Raw genomic sequence first — 14,542 nt, forward strand, 5'->3', positions numbered from 1 at the left:
TGCTTCTACTGCCCGATGAGCAGCGGATTGTCCTCGAGTTCTTCGAGGAATTTGTCGGGCTTTTCGGGCTGATCCGGGACCTCGATTTCGGCGTCCACATATCTGCGGAAACCGGTACCAGCCGGGATCAGGCGACCAACAATGACGTTTTCCTTGAGACCGCGCAGATGGTCTTCTTTACCCAGCAGCGAAGCTTCTGTGAGGACCTTGGTGGTCTCCTGGAAGCTGGCCGCGGAGATGAAGGAATCCGTGCTCAACGAGGCCTGGGTGATACCCAGAACCATGGGTTCGGCCACGGCAGGCCTGATTCCCTCGGCGAGAGCGCGGTTGTTCTCGTCCATGAAGCGGGGCTTGTCCACCTGCTCCCCAACGAGGAAGGTGGTATCGCCCGGATCAAGGATGCTGACCTTCTTGAGCATCTGGCGAACGATGATCTCAATGTGCTTGTCATTGATATTAACGCCCTGGAAGCGGTAAACGTCCTGAATTTCTTCAACAAGGTAGTTGGCGAGGTGCTTTTCACCTTTGATCTTCAGGATGTCGTGCAGTTCGGGGTAGCCCTCTGTGAGAGCTTCGCCAGAAGCCACAAAGTCACCGTCGTGGACAGTGATGTGCTTGCCCTTGGGAATCAGATACTCTTTGGAGTCGCCGACTTCAGGGGTAACCACGATCTTGCGCTTGCCCTTGGTCTCAGCGCCAAAGGAAACCACACCGTCGATTTCAGAAACAACGGCCAGGTCCTTGGGCTTGCGGACTTCGAAGAGCTCGGCAACACGCGGCAGACCACCAACGATGTCTTTGGTCTTGGATGTTTCACGAGGCTTACGGGCGATGATGTCACCAGCATTCACTTCCTGTCCGTCACGAACCATGAGCAAGGCGCCCACAGGCAGCTGGAACACGGCCGGAACCGTAGAGTTTGGCCGCGCTTTGGGCTTGCCCTTGTCATCTACAATGGAGATGGAGGGCTTGAAGTTGGTGGTACGGTACTCGATGATCGTCTGCGTTGCGCGCGACGTAGTTTCGTCCACCTTCTCCTGGTAGGTCTTGCCTTCAACGATGTCGGTGAATTTAACGACACCATCGACGTCAGAGACAAAAGGCTCGTTGAAGGGGTCCCACTCAGCGATGAGCTCGCCCTTGGCGACCTGCTGCTCGGCCTTGACCAGCAGCTTTGCACCCGTGGGCAGCACGTATTTTTCACGTTCGCGTCCCTGTTCGTCCACAACGCTGACCTGACCGCTCTTGCCCATGACCAGGAAGTGGCCTTCCTGGTTCTGCACCATTTTAACGCGGCTCATGACCACGCGGCCGGAGTGCTGGACCACGATGGAGGAACGCTCGACTTCCTTGGACGCCGTACCACCGATGTGGAATGTACGCATTGTCAGCTGCGTTCCCGGCTCACCGATGGACTGGGCCGCAATGATGCCGACGGTCTCACCGATGTTCACGGTGTGCCCTCTGGCCAGGTCGCGACCGTAGCACATGGCGCACACGCCGTAGCGGCTCTGGCAGGTCAGCGCAGAACGGATAGTGATGGAGCTGACGCCCCTGTCATCCAGGGCCTTGGCGAGTTCTTCACCGATCAAGGCATTTGAGGGCGCCATTTCTTCACCCGTCTCAGGATCGTAGACCGGGAAGAGGGTCACACGCCCCAAAGCGCGTTCGGAAAGGCGGGCTTTAACATCACCGGCCTTGATCAGGTGCGAGATTTCCAAGCCGTCGACAGTGCCGCAATCGATCTCGGAGATGATCACGTCCTGTACAACGTCAACAAGGCGGCGGGTCAGGTATCCCGAGTTCGCCGTCTTCAGTGCGGTATCGGCCAGACCCTTTCGTGCGCCGTGTGTGGATGTAAAGTACTGCAACACGGAAAGACCTTCGCGGAAGCTCGAGGTAATCGGTGTTTCGATGATTTCACCCGAAGGTTTGGCCATCAGACCGCGCATACCAGCAAGCTGGCGCATCTGGTCGGTGTTACCACGAGAACCCGAGTTCGACATCATGAAGATGGAGTTGAAGCTCAGGTTGCTTTCCTTGTTTCCGGTCTTGGGGTCTTCAAGGATGTCCTGGGAGATCTCACGCATCATGTCCTGAGACACGTTGTGGGTGACCTTTGTCCAGACGTCGACGACCTTGTTGTATTTTTCCGTCCGGGTGATGATACCCTCGCGGTACTGGTTTTCAATGTCATCCACTTCAGCCTGGGCATTGTCCAGCAGCCGCGGCTTGGTGGAAGGAATCTGCAGGTCCTTGACGCCGATGGTCACACCGGCCTGGGTTGCGAACTCGTACCCAAGGTCCTTCAGCTTGTCGCAAAGAATGACCGTGGCCTTGGTGCCGGCGCGGCGGTATGCCTCGCTCACCAGACCAGCAATGGTCTTCTTGGTCATGACCCGGTTCACGAAGGAGAACGGGACCTCTTTGGGCAGCAGCTGCCCAACAAGAACACGACCAGCCGTGGTTTCCACGACCTCACCGTCCATACGCACCTTGATGCGCGCATGCAGCGACAGGCATTTGGCGTCGTAGGCGGCGATGACTTCCCACGGCGCGGTGAACACCTTGCCTTCACCTATCATGAAGGAGCGCTCAACCGTCATGTAATACAACCCGAGGACGATATCCTGGGAAGGCACGATGACAGGGGAACCGTTCGCCGGGGAGAGAATGTTGTTGGTGCTCATCATGAGCACGCGGCATTCCACCTGGGCTTCTACGGACAGGGGCACGTGCACCGCCATCTGGTCACCGTCAAAGTCAGCGTTGTACGCCGCGCAAACCAAGGGGTGGAGCTGAATGGCCTTGCCTTCAACCAGGGTTGGCTCAAAGGCCTGGATACCAAGTCTGTGCAAGGTAGGAGCACGGTTCAGCAGAATGGGGTATTCGCGGACAACCTCTTCGAGGATGTCCCAGACCACCAATTCTTCCCGCTCCACCATTTTCTTTGCGCTCTTGATGGTGGAAGCCAGGTCTCTTTCTTCAAGCTTGGAATAGATGAAGGGCTTGAAGAGCTCGAGAGCCATCTTCTTGGGCAGACCGCACTGGTGCAGCTTCAGCTTGGGGCCGACAACAATGACCGAACGGCCGGAGTAGTCGACGCGCTTGCCGAGCAGGTTCTGACGAAAACGCCCCTGCTTGCCTTTGATCATGTCGGAAAGCGACTTCAACGGCCTGCCGCTTGTACCGGTGATGGCGCGGCCACGACGACCGTTATCAAAGAGTGCGTCAACCGATTCCTGAAGCATGCGCTTTTCGTTGCGGATGATGATATCCGGTGCGCCAAGCTCGAGGAGCCGCTTCAGACGGTTGTTGCGGTTGATGACCCGGCGATACAGGTCGTTCAGGTCGGATGTGGCAAAACGGCCGCCATCCAAAGGCACCAAAGGGCGCAGCTCGGGCGGAATAACCGGAATGACCTCAAGGATCATCCATTCCGGCCTGTTGCCGGACTCGAGAAACGCCTCGATGACCTTGAGGCGCTTGGTCAGTTTCTTTTTCTTGGTCTGGGAGCGCGTGGCCTGGGATTCTTCGCGCAACTGAACCTTGAGCTCTTCAAGATGCAGCTCTTCGAGCAGCGAACGAACGGCCTCGGCGCCCATACCTACAGTGACAACGTCCTCACCGTAGTGGTCGATGACCTGGAGGTACTGATCCTCAGAGATGACCTGCATCTTTTGCAGGGTGGTCTCGCCCGGATCAAGAACCACGTAGGAATCAAAGTAGAGCACCTTTTCCAGGTCCGCCATGGTCATGTCCAGAAGCGTGCCGATCTTGGAGGGCAGCGTCTTCAGGAACCAGATGTGGGCGACCGGGGCGGCGAGCTCAATATGCCCCATGCGCTCGCGGCGCACCTTGGAGGCAATGACTTCGACACCGCATTTTTCACATACGATGCCGCGGTGCTTCATACGTTTATATTTACCGCAGTTACATTCGTAATCCTTCACAGGCCCGAAAATCTTGGCGCAGAAAAGGCCGTCGCGTTCGGGCTTGAAGGTGCGGTAGTTGATGGTTTCCGGCTTTTTCACTTCGCCGAAAGACCACTCACGGATCTTCTCCGGAGCGGCGATAGATATCTTAATCGCTTTCAAGGACTTGCTGGTCACGCTCGTGGCGCTGGCCCCGCGAAAAGAGAAGAGATCGTCAAGCGTCATACGCTCTCACCCCGCATAGTTGTCGGGTTGCGGGGCGGGCAATCTCGCCCGCCCCGTTGGGATGCTTCAATGCTATATGCCGGACACACCGCAGCTGTTCGCTGTTGTGCGTTAGGCTGCGCCACGCTTGGCGCGTTTCTTTTCTTCCTCGATGAGCGTCACATCCAGGCTCAGGGACATAAGTTCCTTGACCAGAACGTTGAAGGACTCTGGGAGCCCTGCTTCGAGGAAGTTGTCGCCTTTCACTATCTTTTCGTACATCTTCACACGACCGGTAACGTCGTCCGACTTGACCGTGAGGAACTCCTGCAACAGGTGCGCAGCGCCGTAGGCTTCCAGCGCCCAGACTTCCATCTCACCGAGTCGCTGACCGCCGAATTGGGCCTTACCGCCCAGAGGCTGCTGCGTGACCAGAGAGTAGGGGCCGGTTGAACGCGCGTGAATCTTCTCATCGACCAGGTGGTGCAGCTTGAGCATGTACATCACGCCCACTGTGACCCTGTTGTGGAAGGCTTCACCAGTACGTCCGTCAAAGAGGACGGACTTACCGTCGTCGGGCAGACCGGCTTTCACAAGCCAATCCCAGATCTCGGATTCCTGCGCGCCGTCAAAGACGGGGGTCTTGGTAAGGATACCCTTGGACAGTCCCTTCAGGGAATCCTTGAGATCGTCATCTTCCAGGCTGTCGACCAATTCATCGATTTCCTTGGAGTTGAAGACCTCTTTTACCTCTTTGCGCACTTCCGCCATCATAGTGCCATTGGTTGCAGCGTCTGCGAGCTGCTTACCCAGTTCACGAGCACCCCACCCGAGGTGAGTCTCCATGATCTGACCAATGTTCATACGAGAAGGCACGCCCAGGGGGTTCAGCACAATGTCCACCGGTGTGCCGTCGGCAAAGAAAGGCATGTCCTCTTCCGGCAAAATGCAGGAGACAACACCCTTGTTACCATGGCGACCGGCCATTTTGTCACCCACCGAGAGCTTGCGCTTCACGGCAACGTACACCTTGACCATCTTGGTCACACCAGGAGGCAGGTCGTCACCTTCAGTGACCTTGCCACGCTTGATGTTGTACATCTCTTCAATGAACTTGACCTGCGCCTGATAGCGCTCCAGCAGCTGCTGGACTTCTTCGTTGGTTTCCTTGCTCTTGAAGAGGTTCACCAACTTCCTCAGGGGCAGGGCCTCGAAGACTTCCCAGGTGAGTATGTGGCCGGCTTCGGCCAGTACTTCGCCCTTCTTCTTGCCGGGCACGTTCACCACAAGCTGCTTGTTCTCGACCAGGACCCAGGCCTGTTCGCGGGTGCGCGTGGTAAGCGCGTCGCGGTGCAGGGTCTCTTTGCGGTCCAGGCGGCCAAGTTCCCAGTCTTCAATGGACTTGGTGCGTTCGTCCTTTTCGCCTTTGGGGCGGTTGAAGACCTTTACATCGATAACCGTGCCTTCGATTCCCGGCGGCACTTTGAGCGACGTGTTTTTCACGTCACGCGCCTTGTCGCCAAAGATCGCACGCAGCAGTTTCTCTTCCGGAGTCAGCTGCGATTCGCCCTTCGGCGTAATCTTACCAACCAGGATATCTTCGGCCTTTACGTTGGCGCCGATGCGGATGATGCCGCTTTCATCCAGGTTGCGCAGCATATCTTCGCTGACGTTGGGGATATCGCGGGTCACTTCCTCGGGTCCAAGCTTGGTGTCGCGGGCAACAACTTCGAACTCCTCAATATGCACAGAAGTGAAGACGTCCTCTTTCACCACGCGCTCGGAGATGAGGATGGAGTCCTCAAAGTTGAAACCACACCAGGGCATAAAGGCGACCAGCAGGTTTTTACCCAGGGCCAGCTCGCCCCCGCGAATACCGGGGCCGTCGGCCAGCACATCGCCCTTGTTGACCCTTTGCTCAACAACCACGCGGGGCTGCTGACCAAAACAGGAGTTTTGGTTGGACTTGTGGTACTTTTGCAGTTCGTAGGCGCGCACACCACCGGTTTTGGGGTGCTTGGTCACGTCGTCATAACGGACAACGACCATGTCTGCGTCGACAAAGCTGACAACGCCATCTCCTTCCGCCAGCAAGCAGCTTCCGGAGTCTTGCGCCAGACGCCCTTCCATACCCGTACCAACAATGGGAGCTTCACAACGCAGCAAGGGCACTGCCTGACGCTGCATGTTCGAACCCATAAGTGCGCGGTTGGCGTCATCGTGTTCAAGGAAGGGAATCAACGCTGCGGAAACAGACACCATCTGCGATGGCGAGATGTCCATGAGCGTGACTTCTTCGCGGGGCAGCATGAGAACATCGCCCCTGACACGTGTGGTCACCAACTTATTTATGAACTTGTTATCTTCGTCCAGAGGCGCGTTGGCCTGGGCGATGACATGTTTGTTTTCGCGAGAGGCATCCAGGTGGATGACTTCATTGGTCACCTGGGAGTCTCTGACAACCCGGTACGGCGTCTCGATGAAGCCGAAATCGTTGACCTTTGCAAAAGTGGTCAGCGAAACGATAAGGCCGATGTTCGGACCTTCCGGCGTTTCAATCGGGCAGATACGACCGTAGTGGCTGACGTGAACGTCGCGGACTTCGAAGCCTGCGCGTTCGCGGGTAAGACCGCCGGGGCCCAGAGCCGAAAGTCTGCGCTTATGCGTGACTTCAGACAGCGGGTTGGTCTGGTCCATGAACTGCGAAAGCTGCGATGTGCCAAAGAACTCCTTGAGCACAGCCACCACAGGCTTGAAGTTGATCAAGTCGTAGGGCATCAGCGTGGAAACTTCCTGCAGGCTCATGCGCTCTTTAATGGCGCGCTCCATGCGCACCAGACCAATGCGGTACTGGTTTTCCACCAGTTCACCAACGGGGCGTACACGGCGGTTGCCCAAATGGTCGATATCATCCGGGGGGCCATGGCTGTCTTTAAGCTTGCTCAACTGCTTGATGGCCTTGAGGATATCATCGTCGGTCAGCGTGCGCTGATCCAGAGGTACGTCGACATCCAGGCGGCTGTTGAGCTTATAGCGCCCCACAGGGGAGAGGTCGTAGTAATCCGCGTTGCGGAACAGATTCTCAAAGAAGGTGGCGGCGATTTCACCGGTGGGCGGTGAAGAGGGGCGCAACCTGCGGTAGATCTCGATCTGGGCCTGCTCCTGATCCTGCGTCTTGTCCAGCATCAGGGTGTCGCGCATGGAAGCGGACACTTCAGAACCGCGAGTATGCAGCACAGGGATGTCTTTGACACCTGCGTCCTGCAATTGCTCGAGCAGCGCGCCGCCGACTTCGGCGCCGGCTTCTGCAATGAGCTCACCCGTGTTGGGATCAACCATGTCGTTGGCCAGGTAAAGCCCGTCGAGCACGGCGGGAGAGACCTCGATCTGGTCCAGGCCGTTTTCGAAAAACATACGCCAGTGGCGCTTGTTGATGGGCTTGCCGGCCTGAACGATAACCTTGTCGTCCTTACCCTTGATATCTGCGTAGGCAGTTTCCTTGCGGTAAAAATCGCGCGACAGTTTCCAGAAGACGCGATCCTTATCCAAGGCAAAATGCTCGACATCATAGAAGTAATTGAGGATTTCGGCCTTGGTCATTCCCATGGCCTTAAACAGGATCGTGGCAGGCATCTTCCGGCGCCGGTCAATGCGCACGTAGAGGATGTCCTTATGATCGTAGTCGAAATCCAGCCAGGAGCCGCGCATGGGAATAATGCGGCACGAGTAGAGCACCTTGCGGCTAGAGTGAGTCTTGCCGGAATCGTGCTCGAAAATAATGCCGGGCGAGCGCTGCAACTGGTTTACAATGACACGCTCGGTGCCATTGATGACAAAGGTGCCCTTTTCGGTCATCAGCGGAAGCGTACCGAAATAGACTTTGTCCTGTTCCTTGATATCGTGAATGGTGCGGTTTTGGCCTTCCTCGTCGACATCCCATACGACGAGGCGCACCTTGATCCTGAGACGGGCTTCATAGGTGAGGCCTTTGGACATGCACTCGGGAATGTCGTACTCGGGCTCGCCTATCTCGTAGCTTACGTACTCGAGACTGGCGGTCTTGTTGAAATCTTCGATGGGAAACACGGATCTGAAGACGGCTTCGAGGCCGATGTCAGTGCGGCGTTCCTCGACGTCCATCTGCAGGAACTGCTGGTAGGACTCCACCTGAAGATCCAGCAGATGCGGAATGGGAACGATGTTTTCCACTTTGCCGAAGTGCTTGGTGAGCTGGGCCATAGGCTCCTCTGCGTCAATGCGGTTCAACGGCCTTGTGCAGGCCGCCGGGTCTATGCGGAGAGAATCCGCGTATCCTGTACTCTCAGACTGCTGTGAGTGCCCCTAAGGGCGGTTGCCACTGCGGCTAGATGCGTGGCAGGCGAGTGAAGAGCGAGAAAGCGTATGCAGAAACGTTGGCTTGCGTTGGCTTGAAGAGTTGCGTAAATAACTTCAAAACGCGGTGATAAGCCGAAGAAGGCAATGAGTGTAGAGATAAAAGTCAAGGAGAAGGATGCACGCACCCTTGACCAAAACTTTGTCATTACCTTTGCGTTCTTCAAAGCAATTGTCACAATCGTCACCGGACTCGCAAACGTCTGCATTGTGCGAGCGACAGAGGACAACGTATCAGCAGCAACAGATATACGTTGCATATACTTTGTCGTCCCGTTCTGTTGCGTGCTACAGTAACTGCCTGCGCACGCTGCCCCCAGAGAAATATTCAATATCGCTCTCTCACAATGAAGAAATCGCAAGGGGAGGCACCACTCCCCCTTGCGTCGGAACGCATTTCAAGGGCGCGGCCAAACGGCCGCGCCCGTTATGAGCTTGCAGCCAAGCTGCTATTTTACCTCGACTTCAGCGCCAGCCTCTTCGAGCTGCTTCTTGGCTTCTTCGGCTTCTTCCTTGTTCACAGCTTCCTTGATAGCCTGCGGTGCTTCGTCAACCTTGGCCTTGGCTTCTTTCAGGCCCAGACCGGTCAGAGCGCGCACAACCTTGATGACGGCGATCTTGTTGCCGCCAGCGGACTTCAGGACTACGTCGAATTCGGTCTTTTCCTCTTCTTCAGCAGCAGCTTCACCGCCACCAGCGGGAGCAGCAGCAACAGCAGCAACAGGAGCAGCTGCGGAAACACCGAACTTATCTTCGAGCTCCTTGATGAATTCGGCCAGCTCGAGGACGGTCATATTGGAAATAAACTCTACCACTTGTTCTTTGGTGATGTCGGCCATGGCTATGTCTCCTTGAGATTCGCTTTGGTTTTTTTAGGTTACGCGGATTCTTTCTGGTCCTTGATCGCGTTCAGCGCATACAGGAAGTTGCGCATAATATTCGCGAACAAGCACACGAAGTTGGTGGGCACGGCATTCATGGTGCCCAAGGCCTTTGCAAGCAGTTCCTCACGGCTCGGCAGTTTGGACAGGTCTTGCAGTCCGGCCTCTTCCAGGTACTTGCCTTCAAGGCTGCCAAAACGTACGTGGAACTTTTTGTTTTCCTTGGCGTACGCTACCAATGCCTTGGCAGCAGCCACGGGGTCATCCGCCCCAAAGGCTACGGCACAGTTCTCTTTCATCTTATCCTTGAGAACATCATGCCGTCCGTCGGTAAAAGCGATCCGCGCCAGAGTGTTCTTCACGACCTGATATTCTACACCAGCATCGCGCAGTTTAACTCTGAGCTGGGTCATTTCTTCTACCTTCAAGCCCTTGAAGTCGGTGACCACCGCAATGCTTGCGTCTTCAGCACGGGTACGCAGTGCATCGACGAATGCGGTTTTTTCCGTCTTATTCACGGTGTCACTCCTTCACCTTAGGGTTGCAAGGGAGAAGAAAGGAGCCAAAGCGAAGTCTCGGCAGGAGATTAAGGTTGTATATCACAACCGCCTGCTGTCTTCGACTCTTTTCTTCCATTGCCGCCTATATCACGCCAATGCGCATTGTGCGCACAGGCGAGGTAGGTATTGCTAAAATGCTAAGCGCCAGTAGTGTTTTCCAAAAACTTGCGAACGCTCGTGGTGTCGATTTTGACACCAGGGCCCATGGTCGTGGCTACGGCCATGCTGCGCAGGTACGTTCCCTTGGCGGAAGCAGGCTTCAGCCGGATAACGGTGTCTACCAGTGCGCGCAAGTTATCGAGAATCTTATCCGGACCAAAGGAAACCTTGCCCAGAGGTGCATGCAGAACCCCGGCCTTGTCGACTTTGAACTCCACACGACCAGCCTTTGTCTCGGCAATGGCAGAAGCCAGGTCAAAAGTGACCGTGCCGGTCTTGGCGTTGGGCATCAGACCACGAGGGCCCAGTACACGGCCGATCTGACCAACTTTAGCCATCATGTCAGGAGTGGCGATGGCCTTGTCAAAATCAAGAAAACCATTCTTGACTTCTTCAACCAGATCTTCACCACCGACGAAATCAGCGCCAGCCTCTTTGGCTTCGGCCTGCTTGTCGCCCTGACAGAAAACAGCAACGCGGACTTCCTTACCAAGCCCATGGGGCAGGGTCACGGCGCCGCGAACCATCTGATCGGAGTATTTGGGTTCCACACCCAGGTTCATGGCCACGTCGACAGTCTCGTCAAACTTGGCGAAAGCGGCCTGCAGGGCCAGCTTGACGCCATCTTCAACGGGAAGGCGCTCGGCCTGGTCGAATCCTTCGATCGCTTTGCGATATTTTTTACCATACTTCGGCATAACTGCTTCCCCGCCTTACTGTTTGACTTCCAGGCCCATGCTCCGCGCAGTACCCATGATAGTCTGCATGGCGGCCTCGATGTTCTTCGCCGTGAGATCCTCCATTTTGGTCTCGGCGATCTCCTTCACCTGTGCCATGGTCACACTGCCAACCTTGTTACGGTTCGGCTCGGGGGACCCTTTGTCAACCTTAGCAGCCTTCAACAGCAGAATTGCTGCCGGCGGCGTCTTGGTTATGAAGGTGAAGGTTCTGTCTGCAAAAACCGTGATCTCGACAGGGATGATCATCCCTTTCTGATCCTGGGTCTTGGCGTTGAACGCCTTGCAGAATTCCATGATGTTCAGGCCGTGCTGTCCCAAAGCGGGACCCACGGGCGGGGAGGGGTTGGCCGCCCCCGCGGGGATTTGCAACTTGATCTTTGCCAGTACTTTCTTGGCCACGGTGCACTCCTTACGGCATGGCGCTCTAGGCGCCTGATGCGTTTACGTTCTGCCTCGTGCGGGTCGGGTCACCCTTTGGTAACCTGGACGAAGTCCAGTTCAACGGGTGTTTGCCGACCGAAGATGGACACTTCCACCCGCAGCTTGCCTTTATCGTAATTCACGTCGTCCACGACACCATTGAAGCCCCCAAACGGGCCATCGATGACGCGGACTTCGTCGCCACGTTCAAAATGGAATTTGGGACGGGGCTGCTCCTGACGCTGTTCCATCATGTTCAGGATACGCTCCGCCTCGCTATCGCGCATCGGTGTGGGGCGGTTGCGCCCCCCAACAAATCCCGTGACTCGTGGAATGGACTGTACAAGATGCCAAGCCTCATCGTTCATGGCCATCTTGATCATCACGTATCCGGGATAGAACTTGCGCGTAGAGGTCTTTTTGGCCCCTTTTACCAACTCAATGACCTTTTCCGTCGGCACAACAACCTCTTCGATGAGGTCCTTGGCTTGTCCGGTACGGATCATCTCACGGATGGTCTTTTCCACACGGTGTTCAAAACCAGAAAACACGTGGAGAATATACCACCGTAGCTTGTGGGGGGAAATCTCTTCACTCATGACGGCCTCACGCTTGCGCTGCGCATCGCGCATTCGGGCTTAGGAAAGGATGAATTCGACGATCTTGGAAAGCCCTAAATCGACAATGCCCAGGTAGACGGACATGACAATGGTCAGCACAATAACAGCGATGCTGGTGGCAATGGTCTCCTTGCGCGAGGGCCATGTGACTTTCTTGAGTTCGGCTTTGGATTCTTCAAAGAAATCCCTCAGCTGGGCTATTTTGCCATTGCCTTCGGATTTCTTTTCCTGGGAAGCCCCTTTCCTGGCTGTTCCCTTACCCTCGCCCTGAGGCTTGGAGCCGGCGCCTTTCTTGGCATCTACAGCCTTGCCCTTGGCGCTTTTCCGCTCCTTGTCCGCAGCCTTTCCAGCTACGTCCTTGCCCTCAGTACGGGCTTCGGCATCTGCCTTGGCATTGTTCTTGGCCATAGACTTAATCTTTACTGAAAAAATGTTTGGCAGGCCAGGAGGGATTCGAACCCCCAACATCCGGTTTTGGAGACCGGCGCTCTAGCCGTTAGAGCTACTGGCCTGCGCTTGTATAGAATCCCCTGGTGCTATTTGGTCTCGCGATGCAAGGTGTGCTTCTTGTCCCAAGGACAGTACTTCTGCATTTCAAGACGACCAGTGGTGTTCTTCTTGTTTTTCGTGGTCACGTAGTTGCGCCGCTTACACTCGGTGCATGCGAGCTGAATATTGATACGCATCGTTTACTCCAGAATTTCCGAGACCACGCCGGCGCCAACGGTACGGCCGCCTTCGCGGATGGCGAAGCGCAGACCAGTTTCCATAGCGATGGGCGCGATCATCTCCACCGTGAAGGTGGCGTTGTCGCCGGGCATGACCATTTCCACGCCCTCTTCCAGGCCGATGACGCCGGTGACGTCAGTGGTGCGGAAGTAGAACTGGGGACGGTAACCCGTGAAGAACGGGGTGTGACGGCCGCCCTCTTCCTTGGAGAGCACGTACACCTCGGCCTTGAACTTCCTGTGCGGGGTGATGGACTTGGGAGCCGCCAGAACCTGACCGCGCTCAACATCCTCACGCTTTACACCGCGCAGCAGCACCCCGACGTTGTCACCAGCCTGCCCCTGATCGAGGATCTTGCGGAACATTTCAACACCGGTGCAGGTGGTCTTGGTCGTGTCCTTCATGCCCACGATCTCGACTTCCTCACCAACCTTGATGATACCGCGCTCCACACGACCGGTAACAACGGTACCGCGGCCGGAGATGGAGAAAACGTCCTCGATGGGCATCAGGAAGGGCTTGTCGATGTCGCGCTCGGGCTCAGGAATCCAGGAGTCACAAGCGTCCATCAGCTCGAAGATCGGCTTGGCGTCTTCGCTGTCCACGCTGTCGGCTTCCAGAGCCTTCAGAGCGGAACCCTGAATCACGGGGATGTCGTCGCCTTCGAAGCCGTACTTGGTCAGCAGCTCGCGAACTTCGAGCTCAACCAGCTCGAGCAGTTCGGGATCGTCAACCAGGTCAACCTTGTTCAGGAAGACAACCAAGCTGGGCACGCCAACCTGACGGGCGAGCAGGATGTGCTCACGGGTCTGGGGCATGGGGCCGTCAGTTGCGGCAACGACCAGGATGCCGCCGTCCATCTGGGCAGCACCGGTGATCATGTTTTTAATGTAGTCGGCGTGGCCAGGGCAGTCGACGTGGGCGTAGTGACGCTTGTCGGTCTGGTATTCCACGTGAGCGGTGGCGATGGTGATGCCGCGCTCTTTTTCTTCAGGAGCCTTGTCGATCTCGTCAAAGGCCACATAGCTTCCGCCGCCCTTCATGGACATCATCTTGGTGACGGCCGCGGTGAGGGTGGTCTTTCCGTGGTCAATGTGCCCAACGGTGCCGATGTTTACATGCGGCTTGCTGCGCTCAAATTTTGCCTTACCCATGGTCTGATTACCCCCTGTGGATGGTAATGAGCTCGAGGTTTGAAATTCTGGAGCCCACGACCGGATTTGAACCGGTGACCTCTTCCTTACCAAGGAAGTGCTCTACCGACTGAGCTACGTGGGCTTTATCCTTCTATGACTGTAAAGAGGGGATACCTTTGGTTCAGGACTGCGAGAGCGGGGAGCTCTTGGAGCGGGAAACGGGACTCGAACCCGCAACCCTCAGCTTGGAAGGCTGATGCTCTAGCCAATTGAGCTATTCCCGCACACTGCACAGCCGTAGTTCAATGACACCGTCTCCTACAGCCTGGCTACCAAAAAAATGGTGGAGGGGGGAGGATTTGAACCTCCGAAGGCTTACGCCGACAGATTTACAGTCTGTTCCCTTTGGCCACTCGGGAACCCCTCCGCCTTGTGGAGCTGGCGATGGGACTTGAACCCGCAACCTGCTGATTACAAGTCAGCTGCTCTACCAATTGAGCTACGCCAGCAAAAACGGAAATCGCCTAGTTATACGCACCTTCGTCCGTTGTCAAGGCGAAAATAACACTTTCCGCTCCCGCTGGCATCTTTTTTTCACCGACTCTTTTTCCAACAAATGCGGAAAGCGCCAGTGCCAGCCGAGCGCGGTATTTTCAACTCGCGCAAACGACCCTCTTATATATTCCACATCTGCTTGTCCAGTTTTTTTTCTGATCAATGTCCTCTTTTTTTCCAGTCACGGTTTTCTCCGCAGTGCAGCTTCCAC

General features: G+C 56.0%; 10 protein-coding genes and 5 tRNA genes. All 15 read right to left on the minus strand.

Annotated elements, in window-relative coordinates; genetic code table 11:
* Nucleotides 1–5 precede the first annotated feature (5 nt).
* The 15 genes from rpoC to ACZ5EH_RS04495 all read right to left on the minus strand — a co-directional run bounded on the left by rpoC (nucleotide 6) and on the right by ACZ5EH_RS04495 (nucleotide 14,285).
* Nucleotides 6–4,160, minus strand: coding sequence for a DNA-directed RNA polymerase subunit beta' (gene rpoC / locus ACZ5EH_RS04425; protein WP_464276928.1), 4,155 nt, complete (start codon nucleotides 4,158–4,160; stop codon nucleotides 6–8).
* 111 nt (nucleotides 4,161–4,271) lie between these two features.
* On the minus strand, nucleotides 4,272–8,378 hold the full coding sequence (gene rpoB, locus ACZ5EH_RS04430; RefSeq protein WP_464276929.1) for a DNA-directed RNA polymerase subunit beta: 4,107 nt from the start codon (nucleotides 8,376–8,378) through the stop codon (nucleotides 4,272–4,274).
* A gap of 602 nt (nucleotides 8,379–8,980) precedes the next feature.
* Nucleotides 8,981–9,370 (minus strand): 50S ribosomal protein L7/L12, encoded by a 390-nt coding sequence (gene rplL / locus ACZ5EH_RS04435; RefSeq protein WP_464276930.1) that lies wholly within the window; start codon nucleotides 9,368–9,370, stop codon nucleotides 8,981–8,983.
* 38 nt (nucleotides 9,371–9,408) lie between these two features.
* Complete coding sequence (rplJ, locus tag ACZ5EH_RS04440; protein ID WP_464276931.1) at nucleotides 9,409–9,930, minus strand: 50S ribosomal protein L10; 522 nt, start codon at nucleotides 9,928–9,930, stop codon at nucleotides 9,409–9,411.
* A 179-nt stretch (nucleotides 9,931–10,109) separates the two neighbouring features.
* Nucleotides 10,110–10,829 (minus strand): 50S ribosomal protein L1, encoded by a 720-nt coding sequence (gene rplA / locus ACZ5EH_RS04445; RefSeq protein ID WP_464276932.1) that lies wholly within the window; start codon nucleotides 10,827–10,829, stop codon nucleotides 10,110–10,112.
* A gap of 15 nt (nucleotides 10,830–10,844) precedes the next feature.
* The gene (rplK, locus tag ACZ5EH_RS04450; protein WP_464276933.1) at nucleotides 10,845–11,270 is read right to left on the minus strand and encodes a 50S ribosomal protein L11; all 426 of its coding nucleotides are present in this window, start codon (nucleotides 11,268–11,270) and stop codon (nucleotides 10,845–10,847) included.
* 68 nt (nucleotides 11,271–11,338) lie between these two features.
* Complete coding sequence (nusG, locus tag ACZ5EH_RS04455) at nucleotides 11,339–11,890, minus strand: transcription termination/antitermination protein NusG (protein ID WP_464276934.1); 552 nt, start codon at nucleotides 11,888–11,890, stop codon at nucleotides 11,339–11,341.
* Nucleotides 11,891–11,929: 39 nt separating this feature from the next.
* Entirely contained in the window at nucleotides 11,930–12,319 is a 390-nt protein-coding gene (secE, locus tag ACZ5EH_RS04460; RefSeq protein ID WP_464276935.1) for a preprotein translocase subunit SecE, read from the minus strand.
* Nucleotides 12,320–12,346: 27 nt separating this feature from the next.
* Nucleotides 12,347–12,423, minus strand: a tRNA-Trp gene (locus ACZ5EH_RS04465).
* 24 nt (nucleotides 12,424–12,447) lie between these two features.
* The gene (rpmG, locus tag ACZ5EH_RS04470; protein WP_464276936.1) at nucleotides 12,448–12,597 is read right to left on the minus strand and encodes a 50S ribosomal protein L33; all 150 of its coding nucleotides are present in this window, start codon (nucleotides 12,595–12,597) and stop codon (nucleotides 12,448–12,450) included.
* A gap of 3 nt (nucleotides 12,598–12,600) precedes the next feature.
* The gene (gene tuf / locus ACZ5EH_RS04475; protein ID WP_464274527.1) at nucleotides 12,601–13,794 is read right to left on the minus strand and encodes an elongation factor Tu; all 1,194 of its coding nucleotides are present in this window, start codon (nucleotides 13,792–13,794) and stop codon (nucleotides 12,601–12,603) included.
* Nucleotides 13,795–13,842: 48 nt separating this feature from the next.
* Nucleotides 13,843–13,918: transfer RNA gene (locus ACZ5EH_RS04480), tRNA-Thr, on the minus strand.
* Between the two features lie 65 nt (nucleotides 13,919–13,983).
* Nucleotides 13,984–14,060, minus strand: a tRNA-Gly gene (locus ACZ5EH_RS04485).
* Between the two features lie 57 nt (nucleotides 14,061–14,117).
* Nucleotides 14,118–14,203: transfer RNA gene (locus ACZ5EH_RS04490), tRNA-Tyr, on the minus strand.
* Nucleotides 14,204–14,209: 6 nt separating this feature from the next.
* A tRNA-Thr gene (locus ACZ5EH_RS04495) sits at nucleotides 14,210–14,285 on the minus strand.
* Nucleotides 14,286–14,542 lie beyond the last annotated feature (257 nt).

The organism is Desulfovibrio biadhensis (assembly GCF_055388615.1).

Bases quoted from the DNA above. Each gene is read 5' to 3' on its own strand.
- rpmG (WP_464276936.1), bottom strand. From the start codon at position 12,597: ATGCGTATCAATATTCAGCTCGCATGCACCGAGTGTAAGCGGCGCAAC.
- rplA (WP_464276932.1), bottom strand. From the start codon at position 10,829: ATGCCGAAGTATGGTAAAAAATATCGCAAAGCGATCGAAGGATTCGAC.
- tuf (WP_464274527.1), bottom strand. From the start codon at position 13,794: ATGGGTAAGGCAAAATTTGAGCGCAGCAAGCCGCATGTAAACATCGGC.
- secE (WP_464276935.1), bottom strand. From the start codon at position 12,319: ATGGCCAAGAACAATGCCAAGGCAGATGCCGAAGCCCGTACTGAGGGC.
- rplL (WP_464276930.1), bottom strand. From the start codon at position 9,370: ATGGCCGACATCACCAAAGAACAAGTGGTAGAGTTTATTTCCAATATG.
- rpoB (WP_464276929.1), bottom strand. From the start codon at position 8,378: ATGGCCCAGCTCACCAAGCACTTCGGCAAAGTGGAAAACATCGTTCCC.
- rpoC (WP_464276928.1), bottom strand. From the start codon at position 4,160: ATGACGCTTGACGATCTCTTCTCTTTTCGCGGGGCCAGCGCCACGAGC.
- nusG (WP_464276934.1), bottom strand. From the start codon at position 11,890: ATGAGTGAAGAGATTTCCCCCCACAAGCTACGGTGGTATATTCTCCAC.